We start from the raw sequence: 18,194 nt of genomic DNA, 5'->3' as shown, positions 1-18,194 counted from the left end.
TCTGGTGGTGACTGCATGACAGAAGTCCCGTTGGCGGAGGCGATCACCGACCTGCGTCGCGAACTGCAGGACGCGATGGCGGCCGGGCAGGGTGAGCAGGTGAAGTTCGAACTCGACTCTGTCGTACTGGAGTTGGAGGTCACGCTCAGCACCGGGGCCGGGGCCGGCGCCAAGGCCGGTTTCTGGAGTGTGCTGACGGCGGAGGCCACCGCGGACCACCGCCGGGGCTCGACGCACCGGCTGACCCTGACGCTGACACCCCGGCTGTCCGACGCGCCCGACGGGCAGCGAGTCCGGGTGGGCGACGACATGTCCGTACGGCCACACATCGTGCGGCCCGAGTAGGGCCGGCAGGCCGCGACCGGATTCCCGGGGGCCGGGGCGCGTTCCGTGCCGACAGGGGGGAGCCGTGCGATGGACGACGAGTTGCGGCGGCGGGGAGTCCACCGCGTGGTCGAGGTCTGGGCCGGAGACCGGCACGGGGTGAGCTACGGATCCGGCTACGCCGTTGCCGACGACCTGGTGCTGACGGCGCGTCATGTGCTGGACAAGGGGCCGCCGTACCGCGTACGGCTCTTCGGGGATGAGCGTGAGAAGGATGCCCGCGTGGCCTGGCTGCCCACCGGCACCCTGGACGCCGCGCTGCTGCGGGTGGCCTCGTCGCCCTGGCGGAACGCGCCCGACAGTGGCGCCCTGCGCTGGGGCCGGGTCGGGGACAGCGGCGTGGAGTGCTGCGCGCACGGATTCCCCCGGGCCCAGCAGCGCGCGGACGGCTCGCGTGAGGCCGAGACCCTGGAGGGGCGGATCAGCCGGACGACCGGTGCCCTCGGCGGGCGGTACCACGTCGACATCACCAGGGCGCCCCCGGTCTCCCTCGGCGCCTCGGCCTCCGCCTGGCAGGGCATGTCGGGCGCCGTTCTCCTGGGCCGGGGCCGGGAACTGCTCGGCGTGGTGGTCGAGGACCCGGTGATGTTCGGCGGACGGCGGCTGGAAGCGGTATCCGTCTCGCGGCTGCTCGACGAACCGGGCTTCGCCGACCTGGTGCGGGTGTACGCCCATCATGTCGAGGAGGTCCATCCGTGGCCGGAGGTCCGTGAACTCGACGCGTGGGCGAGCGGGTTCCTCACCCCAGCCTGGGAGGATCTGGATGCCCCGGACGTCCCGGACTTCAAGTTGCTGCAGCCCAGGCACCAGCGGGTCGGCTTCGTCGGCCGGGAGGAGCAGTTGGGGCAGTTGCGCCGCTGGTGGGCCGGTCCGGAGAAGTTCAGCGTGGCGGTGGTCACCGGCGACGCCGGCGCCGGCAAGACACGACTGGGGATCCAGCTGTGCCGGGAAGTGACCGAGCAGGGGTGGTCGGCGGGGTTCGCCGGCCTCGGAGAGCTGGCCCGCGCCGGTTCCACCCGGATCGAACTCGTCTGGCCCACCCTGATGGTGATCGACTACCCCGACGGTCTGACCGACGACATCGGCCGTCTGCTCGCCCGGTTCGCACAGCCCGGACGACGCGGGGCGCCGCTGCGCCTGCTCATCCTCGACCGTGCGCCGGGCGGCGCCCCGGACCCCCGGGCCGGCACCCCGCTGCCCGCCTCCGTCACCTGGTGGACCGACCTGAACCGGACCACCTCCGGCCTCGTGGCCCACGGAACCCGCGACGTCATCCCGCTCGCGGCCGGCCGGCTCCGCCCGCCGGACCGCGTCACGCACGCGCGGGCGGCGCTGACGGCCTTCGGCGACGGCACCGTGCCCGCGGTGCTGCCCGACCTCAGCGACGAGGGCTACAGCAACCCCCTCAAGGTGCACCTCGCCGTGCTGCTCGCCCTGCGCGGCCAGACCTCCCCCACTGCCGCCGGCACCCTGCAACTCTTCGTCGCCCGGGAACGTGCCCGGTGGCAGCGCCGCCTCGCCGCGCACGGCATCGCCGGCCTCGGCGAGGCTGCCCCGCACCACGCGGTCGTCCTCGTCACCCTCACCACGCCGACCCGCGAGGAGGCGGTGGAACTGCTCACCGCCCTCGACGGCTTCGACCGCCGCGACCCCGTCTCCCGCGTCCGCACCTCGGAGTGGCTGCAGGAGCTCTTCGCCGGCCCCGGCAGCCGGCTGGCGCCCCTCGCACCCGACCTGCTCGCCGAACAGCTGCTGGAAGACGCGGGGGAGCGCCTGTCCCCATTGGTCCAGCGGCTGTACGAGCATCCCGCGCGCACCCCGGATCACACCGTCCGCATGCTCGACGCCCTCCAGCTCGCCGCCCGTCAGGAGGACCGCCGCCATGTGCGCACGGCCCTGCACCGCCTGCTCGCCGCCCGGCTCGGCACGCTCGTCGACGAGGCCGCCGCACAGCCGCAGTCCCAGCTGCCGGTGCTGCTGGACACCGCCGTCGAGCGCTGCGCCTCCTTCGACGCCGACCGCTCCCTGGCCGCGGCGGCCGCCGCCGTCCGGCACCGTCCCCCGGGGCCCGGGAGCGACCGGTCGGTGACCGCCCTGCGCCGCCGGGTCGCCGCCCTGGCGCTCGCCGGATACGACGCCCGCACCGACCTCACGGCCGGCGAACGCGCCGCCCGCGTCGGCCTGCTGACCGACCTGACGGCTCAGCACGAAGCGCTCGGCGAGCCCGGCGAGGCCACCCGGCATGCCGAACGGGCCTGCGCGGAGTGCGCAGAGGACGACCCGGCGGCCCGGGCACGGGTGACCTACAACCTCGGCACCTGCCTGGCCCGAGGCCGCGCCTTCCGGAAGGCGCTCCCCTGGCTGCAGGACGCCGCCGGGCACTACGAGAGGCTCGCCGCCCGCGATCCGGGCCACCGGCCCGCCTGCGCCGACGCGCTGATCAACCTGGCGCTGTGCCATGCCGACCTGGGGCAGCAGGCCCAGGCCGCCCGGGCGCTCGTACGGGCCATGCAGTTCCACGACACGGGCTGGTGGACCGAGGAGCTGCGCGACCTCCTGCTCGACCTGGCCCGCAGACTCGACGCGGAACAGGGCGCCGGTGCCGCGTCGGGCGCCGGCGACGCGTCGGACCCCCTGCCCGAAGCCGGGCCGGGCGCGGACGGCTACTGCGGGTGCGTGGGCTCGGACCCGGCCCGGCCCAAGGCCCACCAGGACGCCGGGGCGCTGGAGTTCGCCGTCGCCCGCACCGTCCAGGGCTTCGGCGCCCATGCCCCCGACCGGGTCAGGAACGCCCTGTTCCCGATGCTGATCCCGCGCCTCGCCGCCAACCAGGCCCGCTATCTGGCGTTCACCCAGGCCGAGCAGCTGAGGGTCCTGGCCGGTGGCCTGGCCCGGACGGGCCGGCCCGAGGTGGCGCTCGCGCCGGCGGCCGAGAGCGTCGCGCTCCTGCGCCGGTTCGTCGTACCCGCGGAACCGGACAAACGCTGGGTGCTCGCCCGGGGTCTCGGCATCCTCGCCGACTACAGCAGTCAGGCGGGCCGCCTCGACGATGCGATCGCCTATGCGCGGCAGCACGTGGACGAGCGCCGCGCGCTCCTGCCGGAGGACCACGCGGCGTACGCCCCCGAGGACGCGGACCACCGGTACGCCGAGGTGTTCCCGCCGGCCCCCGGTACAGCACTGGCCTCGGCTCTCGGCGACCTCGCCGACCTGCTGTGCGACGCCGGCCGGCTCGACGAGGCGGTCGGGTACGGTCAGGAGGCCGTCGCCCTCTACAGCGAGCTGGCGAGGCGTCACCCGCGGCTTCGGCCCGAACTGGGAGGCGCCGCCGCCGCGCACGGTTCGTGGCTGCTCCAGCTCGGCCGGCCGGAGGAGGCGCTCGATGCCCTCCGGCTCGCCGCCGGTGCCTTCGAGGAACTGGCCGCGGAGGACGGCCAGTACGCCGGACTCGCCGCCCAGGTGTTCACCGACCTCGCCTGGGCCCAGTTCCCTCAGGAGAGGGACGGCCCCGCGCGCGCTCTCGGCGCTGCCCGGCGGGCCGTCGAGCTGCTGGGTGCGGCCGGGGAGGACGAGCGCGACGAGCCGGCCGAGGCCGCGGCACTCGTCTGTCTGGGCACGGCCCTGCTCGTCCTCGACCGCACGCGGGAGGCCGCCGAGGCCGCCCGGCAGGCGGTGGCGCTGTGGCGCGCGGCGGCCGACGGCGGCGACGAGGCCGGGGCCGGCCTCGCCCACGCCCTGAGCCTGACGGGACTGTGCCACCAGCGCCTGAACCGCCACGACCTGGCACTCGCGACCTTGCGCGAGGCGGAAGGCGTCCTCGCGGGACTGCCCGTGGACAACCCGGTCCTGAACACGGTGCGCGGCATGGCCCTGTCCGCACTGGCCGCCGCGCTGATCATCACGGGCGACCCGGCCGGGGCGGAGGGCGCGGCGGCCCGTGCGGTCGCCGCCTTCGACGCGCTCGAGCAGGAGGGAGGACACGCCGTGACCGGACCGGGGAGGGCGGAAGCACTGGTCTCCCTGGCCCAGAGCCGGATCCACACCGGACGCCCCGAGGAAGCGCTCGACCCGCTGGACCGGGCGGCCGAGGACCTGCGCGGGTATCCCGCGGACAACCCGGTCGTCCGCGCCGCACGCGGCAGGCTCCACTACAGCCGCGGGCTCTGCCTCGCCGGCCTGGGGCGGCCCGCGGAGGCCCTGCGGGAGCTGGCGGAAGCGATGGGCCGGCCCGAGGACGAGGCCGATGCGGGCCAGGCCCTGCTGCGGGCGGAGTTCCTCACGGTCCAGGGGACCTGTCACACCGCGCTCGGCCGTCCGGACGTGGCGGCCGAACGGCTCGCCATGGCGGTGCGGCTCTTCGCGGGCGTCCCGGCCGACGCCGCGGCCGCCGTCGTCGTACCACGGGCCAGGACGCTCGTGCTTCTGGCCGAATGCCTGCTGGCCCTCGGTGACCAGAGGGGAGCGCGGGAGGCGGCGGAGGAGACGCTGAGGCTGCCGGCCGCGGCGAGCACGACGTCCGCGTACGCCTTCTTCCGTGCGGGCGCGCACCTGGTGCTGGCCCAGTGCGGTGCCCAGCTCGGCGAGCCCTTCGGCGATCACACCGACCGGTGTGTCGGCCTGCTCCGTGCGCTCCCCGAGGACCCCTCGCTGCGGCCGATGCTCGCCAAGGCGGTCGCCCTGCAGGCCGTGCACCTGTTCAACACGGCTCTGACCACCGAGAGCGAGGAAGAAGAGGAAGTCCTGGACGCGTTCCGGGCGGCACTGGCCGTGGCGCAGGAGGCGGCGGACCGGCAGCGCGAATGGCCCGGGGAACCGGAGGCCCTCGCGGCTCTGGGTTCCATGCTGCACATCGCCGGGGCCTGCCTGAGCGCCCTGGACCGGCCCGCCGAGGCGCTGGACCCGCTGCGGGAGGCCACGGCCGTCCTGCGCCCCCTCTCCGACCACCCGCACATCGCGCTCGAACTGCTCGGCGCCGTCCACCGGACCGCGCTCTGTCACGGGCGACTGGGACGGCACACCGAAGCCCTGGAGGCGTACGACGAGGCCGTGGACCTCTTCACCCGGCCGGCCGAGGAGAATCCCGCCGCGTACGCACCGCAGCTCCTGGAAGTCCTGGACGGCCGGATCCGCACGCTCCGGGAACTGGGCAGGGACGACGAGGCGGAGGCGGCGCAGACGTGGGCGGCACGGTGGCGGAGGTCCATCACCTGACGGCCGTCGGCAATCCCCTCCCGGGCGCCGGGACATCGGCTCACACGCCTGAACTGGGGCTTCGACACCCGATTCGACGGGCTCACGCCGACGGTCTTGTCAGGTACATGAGCCTGTCTCTACAGTCCCTGGGAGCCAGCCATGGGAGCGCTCCCATTCCAGCCCCGGCGCTCCCCCTCCCCCGAGAGGACCCGCATGCGACCGTCGAAGCACCCTGCCCGCAGGGCGTTCGGCCTGTTCAGCGCGTTGCTCACCGTACTCGCCGCGCTGGCGGCGCTTCTGGGCACCGCGTCGGCAGCGCAGGCCGACACCGCGATCTGCGAACCCTTCGGAACGACCACGATCCAGGGCCGCTACATCGTCCAGAACAACCGCTGGGGCATCAGCGAGCCCCAGTGCATCACCGCCACGGACTCGGGCTTCAGGATCGACCGGGCCGACGGCTCGGTCCCGACGAACGGCGCCCCGAAGTCCTACCCCTCCGTCTTCAACGGCTGCCATTACACCAACTGTTCGCCGGGCACCAGCCTCCCGGCCCGGCTCAGTACCGTCTCCAGCGCGCCCACCAGCATCTCCTACAGCTACGTGAGCGGCGGGGTGTACGACGCCGCGTACGACATCTGGCTCGATCCGGAACCCCGCACCGACGGCGTCAACCGCACCGAGATCATGGTGTGGTTCAACAAGGTGGGCCCCGTCCAGCCCGTCGGCTCGCAGACCGGCACCGCCACCGTCGCCGGGCGCCAGTGGCAGGTGTGGTCCGGCAACAACGGCTCCAACGACGTCCTGTCCTTCGTCGCCCCGTCGGCGATCAGCAGCTGGAGCTTCGACGTCATGGACTTCGTCCAGCAGGCGGTCTCCCGCGGACTGGCCGAGGACGACTGGTACCTGACGAGCATCCAGGCCGGCTTCGAGCCCTGGGAGAACGGCGCGGGACTCGCGGTCACCTCGTTCTCCTCGACGATCGAAACGGGCGACGGCGGCCCGGGCGGCCCCGGCGAACCGGCCGGCTGCAAGGTGGCGTACAAGACGAACGTCTGGCCGGGCGGCTTCACCGCCGACGTGACCGTCACCAACACCGGCTCCTCCCCCGTCGACGGCTGGCAGCTCGCGTTCACCCTGCCTGCCGGGCAGCGGATCACCAGCGCCTGGAACGCGGGCGTCTCCCCGTCCTCCGGAGCGGTCACGGCGAGCAGCGTGACGCACAACGCGCGGATCGCGCCCGGCGGCTCGGTGTCCTTCGGGTTCCAGGGCACGTACGGCGGGAACTTCGCCGCGCCCGCCGGCTTCAGCCTGAACGGCTCCGCCTGCACCACCGGGTGACGCCTGCGGTGCGAGGCGTGCGCCCCGCGGTGCCGCTGGGGCCGCAGCGCCCCGGTGGCCCACGGCCACGCCCCGCACCCACCCGTTCCGGCGCCCGTCCGCCCCGCTCCCATCCCGACCGGGCGGGCCCCGGAGCGCGCCCGGCGCCGCCCAGACCCCGGACCACTCCCGGAAAGGCCCACCCGCATGAGCCTCCTGCCCGCCCGCCGCCGCCCGGCGACGGCCCTGCTCCTGTGCACCGTGGTCCTGGCCCTCACCGGGTCGGCCGCCACCGCCCCGGAGCCCGCGGCCGCCCCGTCCGCCGCCGTCCTTCCCTACCAGGACGCCTCCCTGCCGGTGCCGGACCGCGTGGACGACCTGCTGTCCCGCATGACGCTGGACGACAAGCTCGGCCAGATGACGCAGATCGAGAAGGACGCGCTGGTACCGCAGTCCGACCTCGCCACGTACCGCATCGGATCGGTGCTGTCCGGGGGCGACTCCACGGTCAGCCCCAACAACGCCCGGACCTGGGCCGACACCTACGACTCCCTGCAACGCACCGCCCTGGCCACGCCGCTCGGCATTCCGATGATCTACGGCATCGACGCCGTACACGGTCACAACGCGGTACGCGGGGCCACCCTCTTCCCGCACAACATCGGCCTCGGCGCCACCCGTGACCCCGCACTCGTCCAGCGCATCGGACGGGCGGTGGCCGAGGAGATGTCCGGGACCGGCATCGACTGGGACTTCGCGCCGTGCCTGTGCGTGGCCCGCAACGACCGGTGGGGCCGTACCTACGAGTCCTTCGGCGAGACTCCCGGGCTGGCGTCGGACATGGCGACGTTCGTCACCGGCCTGCAGGGCGAGACCCTGGGCGCCGGCCCCGCCTCGGTGCTCGCCACCGCCAAGCACTACCTGGGCGACGGCGGCACCACCGGCGGCGTGGACCAGGGCGACACCGAGCTGTCCGAGGCCGAACTCCGGGCGGTCCACCTGCCGCCGTTCCGGGAGGCGGTGCGCCGCGGGGTGGGGGCGGTGATGCTGTCCTACAGCAGCTGGAACGGCGTCAAGTCCCACGCCCACGAGTACCTGGTGACCGACGTGCTCAAGGGGGAGCTGGGTTTCGGCGGGTTCGTCGTCTCCGACTGGGCCGCGGTCGACCAGCTCGACGGGCAGAGCGGCTTCACCGGCGCCGAGATCCGTACGGCCGTCGCGGCGGGCGTCGACATGGTGATGGTCCCGCACGACTACAAGAAGTTCCTCTCCCTGCTGCGCGGCGAGGTCACCGCGGGCCGGATCCCGCAGTCCCGGATCGACGACGCCAACCGCCGCATCCTCACCAAGAAGTTCGAACTCGGCCTGTTCGAGCGTCCGTTCACCGACCGCTCCTACACCTCCACGGTGGGCTCGGCCGCACATCGCGCGCTCGCCCGCGACGCGGTACGCGCCTCGCAGGTGCTGCTGAAGAACGACGGCGGGATCCTGCCGCTGGCGAAGTCGGCCAAGGTGTTCGTCGCCGGCAAGTCCGCCGACGACATCGGCAACCAGAGCGGGGGCTGGACCGTGGGATGGCAGGGCCGCAGCGGCCCGGTCACCGACGGCACCACCATCCTGCAGGGCATCCGCGCCGCCGTCACCGACCCGTCCCGGGTCACCTACGACCGGTACGGCAACGGCATCGACTCCAACTACAGCGCCGCCGTCGCCGTCGTCGGCGAGACACCGTACGCCGAGGGCAAGGGCGACCGGCCCGGCGGCATGGGGCTGGACCAGGAGGACCTGCAGACCCTCGCCCGGCTGAAGGCGAGCGGGGTGCCGGTCGTCACCGTGCTGGTCTCGGGCCGCCCGCTCGACATCACCGCCCAGCTGCCCGACTGGAAGGCGCTGCTCGCCGCCTGGCTGCCCGGCACCGAGGGCGCCGGCGTCTCCGACGTCCTGTTCGGCGACCACGCCCCCACGGGCAGGCTGCCGGTGTCCTGGATGAGCAGCGCGTCCCAGCAGCCCGTCAACGAGGGCGACGGCAAGACCCCGCTCTTCCCCTACGGGCACGGACTCACCTACGCCGGCACGGAGCCGGACCCGACGCCCACCCCCACGCCGACGCCGACGCCCACGCCCACGCCCACGCCTTCGCCGACACAGGACGAGTGCACCGCGCAGTTCCGCACCACCTCGTCCTGGCAGGGCGGGTACCAGGCGGAGATCACGGTCAGGAACGCCGGCTCCGCTCCCCTGACGGGCTGGTCGGTCGACTGGGACCTGGCCGGGGCCACCATCACCAGCCTGTGGAACGGTTCCCTGACCACCGCGCAGGGCCGGGCCGTCGTGGGCAACGCCGCCTTCAACGGCTCCCTGCTCCCCGGCGCCACCACCTCGTTCGGCTTCACCGCGAACGGCACCGCGGGCACCCCCGCAGTGCACTGCACCGGCAGCTGACACACCCCGGACCGCCGTCCGGTCACCCTCATGCCCCACAGACACACCACCGCCGTACCAGCATCCTCGTCTCCGGAGCCGACATGTCACGACACCGCTGGATCGGGCCCTTCTTACTGGCCCTCCTGCTGACCGCCCTCATCCCCTTGCCCAGCGCCGCGGCCCGCCCCCTCCCGGCGGCGGACACCACGCCACCGCGGACATCGGCGGCCGAAGGCACATACCCCGTGCCCCTGCCGTCGCTCAGTGCGACGACCACCCAGGTCGCGTCCGGGCTGAGACGGCCCACCGCCCTCGTCGCCCCCGACGACGGCACCGGCCGGCTCTTCATCACCGAGAAGTCCGGCACCGTACGCGTCTACCACCCGGACACCGGCCTCGCCCGGACCCCGCTCATCGACATCACCTCGTCCGTCGACGAGTCGGGCAACGAACGCGGCCTGCTCGGCATCGCCCTCCCGCCCGACTTCGCCGACAGCCGGTCCCTGTACCTGGCGTACACGGCACTGCCCGACGGCGCGGTCACCCTCGCCCGCTACCGGCTCGACGAGTCCCGCCTGGAGGTCCTGCTCTCCCAGGAGCACGCCGAGTACAGCAACCACAACGGCGGCCAGCTCGCGTTCGGCCCCGACGGCAACCTCTACTGGAGCATCGGCGACGGCGGCGGCTCGGGGGACCCCTTCCGCGCCGGGCAGCGGCTGGACACCCTGCTGGGCAAGATCCTGCGCATCGACGTCAGCCGCACCTGCGGCCCGCTCCCCTACTGCGTCCCCGCCGACAACCCGTTCGTGGACAGGGCCGGCGCCCGCGAGGAGATCTGGCTGTACGGGCTGCGCAACCCCTGGCGGTTCTCCTTCGACGACGCCGACGGCTCGATGTGGATCGGCGACGTCGGCCAGGGCCGATGGGAGGAGGTCGATCACATCGCCCCCGGACGGGGCGGGCTGAACCTCGGCTGGTCCTGCTACGAGGGCCTGGAGAAGTTCGAGGGCGGCCACTGCACACCCGGTGAGACGTACACCGAGCCGGTCTTCACGTACTCCCCGTACACCGGCGGCTGTTCGGTCATCGGCGGCCGCGTCTACCGGGGCGAGAAGTACGCCGGCCTGGTCGGCGGCACGTACATCGCCACCGACTACTGCTCGTCCACGGTGTGGGCGCTGCGCCCCGACGGCAGGGGCGGCTACGAGCAGGCCGAGATCGGGGAGATGCCCACCCAGGTGACGTCGATCGGCACGACCGCCGACGGCGAGTTCTACGTGGTCAACGACCTGCCCGGCGGCCTGCACCGCGTGTCGTTCACACGCGAGGAACCCACCTGCCGTGTGGACCGCACCGTGAAGACCTGGGGTACCGGCACGACGGTCGACCTCACCGTCACCAACACCGGCAGCACTCCGGTGAACGGCTGGACGCTGGAGTTCCCGCTGGCCCTCGGTCAGACCGTCGTCTCCGACTGGAACACCGACCTGACCCAGGGCAGCAACACGGTCACGGCCACCAACGCCCCGTACAACGCCACGATCGCTCCGGGCGCGAGCATCACCCTCGGCTACCTGGCCGACCACACCGGGGACGCGTCGCCGCCCACGCGCTTCATGCTCAACGGGGACGCCTGCGCCCTCGGCAGCCCATGACCGGCCGGCGAGCCGCTGTTCCCGGAGATGTCGAGCCGGAGTCTCATCCGAGCTCGCGGAGATACTCCTCCAGCGCCGCGGCTCCGGTCAGCAGCGCCCGGCCACGGGCGGACAGCCGGCCGTGCCAGTCGCGCAGTGCGGCCTCCAGCGGCTCCAGCCCTCCGGCCGCCCGCACCTGGCTGATCAACGGGGCGATCTGCTCCAGCAGATAGCCGCCCCGCCTGAGCTGGTGGGCCAGCCGGGCGTCCCGTACGTCGGCCTCGTCGTAGACGCGGTAGCCGGTGCGCGGGTCGCGGCGCGGGCGCACCAGCCCGGCGCGCTCCCATGCGCGCAGCGTCGCGGGCCGGATTCCGAGCTGCCCCGCCAGCGTCCCGATGAACGTGCCGCCGGGCCCGGCCACGGCCGGCTCGGACCCCGCACCGGGCCCGGGCACCGTGGCGGGCTCCAGGTCGCCGAGGGCGCTCTCCACGGCCTGGAGGGTCCGCCGGTCGTCGAGGAGCTGGGCGTGGCTGGTGTCGATGAGGCGGAACGCCTCGTCGGCCGCGCCCCGGTTCACGGCCCGCATGATCGCCGCCGCCGTCCGGTGGCCGTGACCGGGCACCAGGGCGAGAAACGCGCGCAGGGCCGCCGCATGCAGCGAGGTGTAGGTGCGGTAGCCGTGGGCGGTGCGACCGGCGGCCGGAAGGATGCCGGCCTCCTCGTAGTTCCTGACCGCCTGCGTGGACAGACCGTGCCCGCGCGCCAGGTCGATCGGCCTGAACCGCCCACCACTTTGAAGGTTTTTGCCCATCTGACTGAGGCTATCGCGGAAAAGCTTCCATCGGATGTTCAACGATACCGTTGAAGGCATGGTCACCGACATCAAGGACACCACCCATGCCGTCGATGCCGCCGCCGTCATGGGGCTGCTCCCCGGCCGGCCCCGGCTGCTCGCCCTCGGCGAGCCCACTCACGGCGAGGACACTCTGCTCGACCTGCGCAACGAGCTCTTCCGGCAACTCGTCGAGCAGGAGGGCTACCGGACGATCGCGATCGAGAGCGACTGCATGATGGGCCTGGTCGTGGACGACTACGTCACATCGGGCAAGGGCACCCTCGACGAGGTCATGGAGCGCGGCATCAGCCACGGTTGGGGCGCGTTCGCGGCCAACCGTGACCTCGTGCGCTGGATGCGCGCCTACAACGACGGCCGGCCCGCGTCCGAACGGCTCCGCTTCGCCGGTTTCGACGGCCCGCTGGAATTCACCGCCGCCGCGAGCCCCCGGCAGGCCCTCACCGCGCTGCACGGCTACCTCGCGGCCCGGGTGGACGCGGATCTGCTGCCCTGCACCGCGGAAACCCTCAACCGCCTGCTCGGCGCCGACGACCGGTGGACCGATCCCGCCGCGATGACCGACCCGTCCCGGTCGACGGGGCAGTCGGCCGCAGCCGGCCGGCTGCGGCTGCTCGCCGACGATCTGGTGGCACTGCTCGACCAGCAGACGCCGCACCTGCTCGTGACGACCTCGCCGGACGACTGGGACCGGGCGCGCCTGTACGGGCGTACCGCGACCGGCCTGCTGCGCTACCACCACTGGATGGCCGACACCTCACCGGCCCGCATGGCACGGCTGTGCGCGCTGCGGGACCTGATGATGGCCGACAACCTCCTCGCCGTCGCCTCTCGGGGCCCGGCACTCGTCCACGCCCAGAACTCCCATCTGCAGCGGGAGAAGAGCACGATGCAGCTGTGGCAGGGGCCGGTGGAGTGGTGGAGCGCGGGTGCGCTGGTGAGCGCCCGGGTCGGCAAGGAGTACGCCTTCCTGTCCACGGCCCTCGGCACGATCCGGCACCGGGGAGTGGACACACCTGCGCCGGACACCGTCGAAGGACTCCTGTACACGCTCCCGGAGGACCACTGCCTCGTCGACGCCCCGCGGCTGGCCACCGCCCTCGGCGACACGCCGCCCGCGCCCCGCGTGTCCCCCTGGTTCGGCTACGCCCCGCTCGACCCGGCCCACCTGGCGGACCGCGACGGCATCGTGTTCGTCAAGGACGTCCGGCAGAGCTGATGCCGGCCTGCGCCCACCCGTGATGCCGTGCCTGCCGGCCCAGTTGAATCCGCGCGGCCACTCCCGCGCGGTCCATCAACGCCCGTATGCGGCGCCGGACGCTGCGGGCGGACAGCTGTAGCCGGTGGGTGACGGCCTCGTCGGTCAGGCCCGCGAGCATCAGGCGGAGCCGCCGCTACGAACGCAAGGCCGACCACTTCCTCGCCTTCACGAGCATCGCCTGCACCCTCATCTGCTACCGCAGACTCGGTGGCCTCCCGTCGCGCTAATTCGATGGCGTGCGTGGAGCGGGGTGATCACCCTGATCCAGTGACAGAACCCAAGCACCAAATCCGAGCCCTGCACACGGACCGCACGATCACCGTCTACCAGGCATACTCGCCGGCGATCGGTCTGCCGGCGGCCCGAGACGGCCGTTTCCCAGCGGAGTGGAAGCGGGACCGAATGACGTGGATCAAGCCGTCGTTCCTGTGGATGATGTACCGCTGTGGATGGGGCAGCAAGGACGGCCAGGAGAGCGTCCTCGCCGTAGAGATCACCCGAGAGGGTTTCGAGTGGGCACTGCAACACGCCTGCCTGTCCCATTACGAGCATGGCCTCCACACCGACCGCGCCACGTGGCAGCGCCAGTTGAGGCGGGCTCCCGCCCGGGTGCAGTGGGACCCCGAACGCGACCTGCACCTCCAGCCACTTCCGCACCGATCACTGCAGCTCGGCCTCACCGGCGAAGCCGCACATCGCTATGCCGACGAGTGGATCGTCTCCATAACCGATGTCACACCGCTGGCCCGCATGATCCACGCCCATGTACGAAACGGAGAGCTGGACGTCGCCCGGCAACTCCTGCCGCGTGAACGTACCTACCCCGTGAGCGGCGAGGCTCTGGCCCACCTACACCGGTAGGTCAGCACCCACCAATTGAGATGACCTCTAAGGTCAAGGGCCACGTCTGCAAGGGGGGTGCCCTGACGGCCTGGGGATACCGCCAATGCGGGCGGGTGGCCGGGGGTGTGGGGGCGGAGCCCCCGGCGTCTTCCCTGACCTGGCCTGTTCGCCTCTTCCTTGATCACCTCGTGTGGTGCTGTGCTGACTCCTTGTCAGTGCCCCCTGTCACCATGGGCGGTCGGCGGGGAGTTCGCTTCGAGGGGGAGGCTTGCATGCCTTGGGTGCGGCCGTACGTGCGCTCTGACGGGACACCGGTTCGCGGGCATTCACGATGGACCCGCGGCCGCAGTCGATGGTGAAGTACCCGATCCGGTTCGACGACGTCCCGGCGATACGGGTGAAGAAGCTGCCGCAGCCCACAGTGTCGTACCCGATCCGGTGGGAGCGGTGACCCGGCGGCGGCCGCCGGCGCGGCGGCGTCCACGGAGGACCAGCAAGAGGCAGCAGCAGCGGGACGCCCGCGGACAGTAGGCCCGTTCGGCCAAGGCGGGCGCCGTCCCGCCGTGAAGCCGACAGGTTCGTTGATGACCGCACAGGACAGGAATCCCCGCCGCTTCACCGAGCGGGCGGGGCCGTTCTTCTGTCACCGGATGGCCGGTCTTGTGGGCCTCTACACGAGCTGGCCGGCGAAGGAGCGGCTGAACCGCCCGCCATCGCCGAGGCCGTCGCATCCGGCCTGCGGCACGGCGCGCCCCTGCCCCGGGCGCTCGCCGCCTACGAACGCAAGCGCCTGGCCCGGGCCAGCAGCCTGATGCAGTCCGGACAACGCCATCGTTGGGGTGTGAGCCGACGGCGGTGAGTCGGCTGGACCAAGCCGCGGCTTGGCAACTCGGAAGCGGCCGACCGGTGGACCTGGCTCGTGATCGCCGCCTACGCCCAGCTCAGGCTCGCCCGGCCCTTGGCCGCCGACCTCCGCAGGCCCTGGGAGAAGCCGACCGAGCCGAACAATCTGACACCCGCCCGCGTCCGCAGTGGGTTCAGAAACCTGTGCACGAAGGCCGGCTCACCCGCCAGTGCACCGAAACGGCCCGGCCCGGCCCAGGCAGGCCGCCGGGCACGAAGAATCACCGCCCAGCAACCCGCCACGAGGTGGGCAGAGTCCTCGCCACCGGCGAGGCGTTCAGCCGTCCGCCCACCACAAGGTCGGCACCAAGCCCCGCCGTGGCGCCTGAAGCTCCGCCCGTCTGTACCGTCAGGAAGCCGGCGAGGTTGGATGGCTTCATGGTGAGACCAAAGCGGGAGAAGAGGCGAACTCCCTTCGGCATGCCGAAAGGCATCGTCCTGCTCGCGACACGTGAAGGCTGGCGCCACAGTGTCCTCACCGCGGAAGGCGGGATGCTCTGCGGGCGCCTCGCCGAGGTTCCGGTCAATGCCGGCCCAGCCGAGGCCATGGCCGCCGCGGCGGCCATGGTGGTAGGACTCGCACACGACTTCCACGAAGCACGCGTCGACGTGACCTGGGAGCCGCCCCGGGAACCCAGGTCCTGGACCGCCCGGGTCACCGTTGCCTCGACCCCGCCGAACACCTGTGGCTAGACGACAAGGTCAGAGTCTGTGAACAAACCCCGTCTGCGAGCAGCGGCGTCCGGTGCGCCCGCCCTTTCGGGCGGACGGCGGTTTGTTCACAGGATCTGAGCTGAACCGCTGACGGGGTGGTTCCGGAATACGCCGGAGACCTGCCTTCTGCCAGCAGCAGAACACCAGCCCGACCGGGCTCGACGATCACTACAGTCCGGGCTCATGACGACGGTTACAACGCGCACGATCGAATACGCGGCCGACGGCCTGACAATGATCGGGCACCTCGCGCTCCCGGCCGGTGTCGACCGCCGGCCCGCGGTCCTGGTCGGGCCCGAGGGGGTGGGGCTCAGCGACGTCGAGCGCCACCGGGCCGATGCGCTCGCCGAGCTGGGATACGTGGCCCTGGCCTTCGACCTCCATGGCGGGCGCTATTTGGGCGACCCTGAGGAGATGCTGGCCCGTTGCATGCCACTGCTCGCCGACCCCGACCGGATGCGAGGCATCGGCCACGCGGCGCTCGACGTGCTCCGCGCCGAGCCGCGGACCGACCCGGACCGGATCGCCGCCGTCGGCTACGGCACCGGCGGCGCCATCGCGCTGGAGCTCGGGCGCGACGGCGTCGACCTGCGCGCGATCGCGACAGTCAACGGACTGACCACGGGCCGACCGGGCGAGGCGGCGCGGATTCGCTGCCCGGTGTGGGCCGGGGTCGGATCGGAAGACCCGATCATGCCGCCCGCGCAACGGAACGCGTTTACCGCTGAGATGCAGGCTGCGGGCGTCGACTGGCGCCTCGTGGTCTACGGCGGCGCCTTGCACGCCTTCCATCACCCACCGGTCGACCACATCGTGCTTCCCGGGGTCGGTTATCACCCGCAGCACGCGCAGCGGGCTTGGCGGGACGTCGTCGACCTGCTCGCCGAGTGCCTGCCCGTAACGGAGTGATCTGGTCGGCAACCACGATCCCGGACCGCGTGCCGACGCCGCTGCGCAGATGGACTCGAAGGGTCCCTGGCCGTAGTCGATGAAGGCGATGAACGAGTCCTGGAGTTGTACGCCGTCGGCGATCCCAGCCGGTCCCCAGCGGGCTGGGTTCCTCGGGGACCCGGCGACGGCTCGACGGTGCAGCAGACCGTGGTCCGCGCCCACCCGGTGCGCTGACGCCCCCGGCCGTCCGTTTAGCGGCTCGGGCAGCCCGGAACACCTCTGCGGGAGCGTGCGGAATCTGCCGAGGGGAATGACGGTATGCAAGGTTTCACCCGGGAGCCGGGGGTCCAAGGCCCTCTCGCGGTGATCCCGGCCGCCGGGAAACGGAAGATCTTCCGGTGGACCGCGACGATCGCGGTCGGAGGATTCCTCTTCGGCTATGACACGGGTGTCGTGTCCGGGGCGCTGCTCTTCGTCACGCGCGAGTTCGATCTGAACGCGGCCCAGCAGGGAAGCATCGTGAGCGTCCTGCTCATCGGGGCGATGGTGGGTGCGCTGACCGCCGGCCGGATCGCCGACCGTCTGGGACGAAGGAGGACGCTGGCCCTGGAGGGCGTCGTCTTCGTCGTCGGTACGGTGATCGCGGTGTCCGCGACCGGATACGGGATGCTGCTGGGCGCTCGCGTGGTGCTGGGCCTGGCCGTCGGCGGAGCGTCGGCCACGGTCCCCGTCTATCTCTCGGAGATCGCTCCGGCGGAGATCCGGGGCCGGATCCTCAGCGCGAACCAGCTCATGATCACTGTCGGCATTCTCGTCTCCTACCTCGTCGACCTCGCGTTCTCGGGAAGCGGTGACTGGCGTGCCATGTTCGCGATCGGTCTGATCCCGGGCTGTCTTCTGGTCCTCGGCGCGCTGCTCGTCGTTCCCGAATCCCCGGTGTGGATGATCAGGAACCACCGCACCGCGGAGGTGCGGAAACTGATCGCCTCGGTGACCGGCGAGGAACAGGCCGACCGGCTGATCGCGAAGTTCAGGAGCCGGCACGAGGAGCAGCAGCGCTCCGGGAGTGCTGCCGGCCGCCCGGAGCGGAAGGGGTGGCGGGCCCTGACGGCACCCGCCGTGCGCCCCGCGCTGATCGTCGGTCTCACGCTGGCCGCCATCCAGCAGTTCGGCGGCATCAACACGATCATCTACTACGCGCCGACCATCATCGAGAAGACCGGTCTGACGGCCTCGAACTCCATCTTCTATTCGGTCTTCATCGGTGTCATCAACCTCGTCATGACGTTGGTGTCCATCAAGCTCGTGGACCGGATCGGGCGCAGGCGCCTGCTGACCGGCTCGCTGGCGGGGATGCTCGTCACGCTCGCCCTGCTGGGCCTGAGCTTCGTGGCCGGGCTGCCCTCCGAGCTCTCCGTGGTGTTCATGGTCCTCTACATCGCCGCGTACGCGTGCGGTGTGGGGCCGGTGTTCTGGGTGCTGGTCGGTGAGGTCTTCCCGCCGTCGGCGCGGGCGGTCGGCTCCAGCGCCTCGACGACGGTCAACTGGCTGTCGAACTTCGTGGTGAGCCAGGCCTTCCTGCCGGTGGCGGGTGCCATCGGCCAGGGTGAGACGTTCTGGCTCTTCGGGGTGATCTGCGTGGCCGGCCTGGTGTTCGTCGGCCGGTTCGTGCCCGAGACCAAGGGGCGTGACTACGACGAGGTCGACATGGAGCTGCAGGCCCGCTTCGGACGACGGCGGAGGCCGGTCGGGACCGGGCAGCGGGGCTGATCCC

11 protein-coding genes and 1 pseudogene are annotated in these 18,194 nt (G+C 72.3%); 11 read left to right on the top strand and 1 reads right to left on the bottom strand.

What is annotated here, in order from left to right; genetic code table 11:
- The first annotated feature begins 15 nt into the window (after positions 1–15).
- From H0H10_RS36290 to H0H10_RS36270, 5 genes are all read left to right on the top strand, one after another.
- Entirely contained in the window at positions 16–345 is a 330-nt protein-coding gene (locus H0H10_RS36290) for a trypco2 family protein (RefSeq protein ID WP_188185450.1), read from the top strand.
- 69 nt (positions 346–414) lie between these two features.
- Positions 415–5,595: a trypsin-like peptidase domain-containing protein gene (locus tag H0H10_RS36285; RefSeq protein ID WP_188185449.1), complete on the top strand. Its 5,181-nt coding sequence runs from the start codon at positions 415–417 to the stop codon at positions 5,593–5,595.
- A gap of 195 nt (positions 5,596–5,790) precedes the next feature.
- Positions 5,791–6,918 (top strand): glycoside hydrolase family 12 protein, encoded by a 1,128-nt coding sequence (locus H0H10_RS36280; protein WP_188185448.1) that lies wholly within the window; start codon positions 5,791–5,793, stop codon positions 6,916–6,918.
- 186 nt (positions 6,919–7,104) lie between these two features.
- A complete protein-coding gene (locus tag H0H10_RS36275; protein WP_188185447.1) occupies positions 7,105–9,339 on the top strand; it encodes a glycoside hydrolase family 3 N-terminal domain-containing protein in 2,235 nt (744 codons plus the stop codon).
- An 83-nt stretch (positions 9,340–9,422) separates the two neighbouring features.
- On the top strand, positions 9,423–10,976 hold the full coding sequence (locus H0H10_RS36270; RefSeq protein ID WP_188185446.1) for a PQQ-dependent sugar dehydrogenase: 1,554 nt from the start codon (positions 9,423–9,425) through the stop codon (positions 10,974–10,976).
- A 43-nt stretch (positions 10,977–11,019) separates the two neighbouring features.
- Here the strand turns inward: H0H10_RS36270 and H0H10_RS36265 are convergent, their stop codons facing one another.
- Positions 11,020–11,766 (bottom strand): TioE family transcriptional regulator, encoded by a 747-nt coding sequence (locus tag H0H10_RS36265; protein ID WP_188185445.1) that lies wholly within the window; start codon positions 11,764–11,766, stop codon positions 11,020–11,022.
- A gap of 58 nt (positions 11,767–11,824) precedes the next feature.
- Between H0H10_RS36265 and H0H10_RS36260 the strand changes: the two genes are divergently transcribed.
- The 6 genes and pseudogenes from H0H10_RS36260 (at position 11,825) to H0H10_RS36240 (ending at position 18,190) form a co-directional block, all read left to right on the top strand.
- Positions 11,825–13,027 (top strand): erythromycin esterase family protein, encoded by a 1,203-nt coding sequence (locus H0H10_RS36260; RefSeq protein WP_188185444.1) that lies wholly within the window; start codon positions 11,825–11,827, stop codon positions 13,025–13,027.
- 273 nt (positions 13,028–13,300) lie between these two features.
- The gene (locus H0H10_RS36255; protein WP_188185443.1) at positions 13,301–13,930 is read left to right on the top strand and encodes a DUF4291 domain-containing protein; all 630 of its coding nucleotides are present in this window, start codon (positions 13,301–13,303) and stop codon (positions 13,928–13,930) included.
- Between the two features lie 841 nt (positions 13,931–14,771).
- Positions 14,772–15,144: pseudogene (locus H0H10_RS40375) on the top strand (NF041680 family putative transposase); the annotation flags it as partial.
- Positions 15,145–15,235: 91 nt separating this feature from the next.
- Complete coding sequence (locus tag H0H10_RS36250) at positions 15,236–15,508, top strand: hypothetical protein (protein ID WP_188185442.1); 273 nt, start codon at positions 15,236–15,238, stop codon at positions 15,506–15,508.
- 204 nt (positions 15,509–15,712) lie between these two features.
- Positions 15,713–16,438: a dienelactone hydrolase family protein gene (locus H0H10_RS36245; protein ID WP_188185441.1), complete on the top strand. Its 726-nt coding sequence runs from the start codon at positions 15,713–15,715 to the stop codon at positions 16,436–16,438.
- Between the two features lie 300 nt (positions 16,439–16,738).
- On the top strand, positions 16,739–18,190 hold the full coding sequence (locus H0H10_RS36240; RefSeq protein WP_188185440.1) for a sugar porter family MFS transporter: 1,452 nt from the start codon (positions 16,739–16,741) through the stop codon (positions 18,188–18,190).
- Positions 18,191–18,194: the final 4 nt, after the last annotated feature.

Source organism: Streptomyces griseicoloratus (assembly GCF_014534645.1).
In the GTDB taxonomy this organism is placed as follows: domain Bacteria; phylum Actinomycetota; class Actinomycetes; order Streptomycetales; family Streptomycetaceae; genus Streptomyces; species Streptomyces griseicoloratus.
This window is presented reverse-complemented; position numbering and strand designations above follow the sequence as displayed.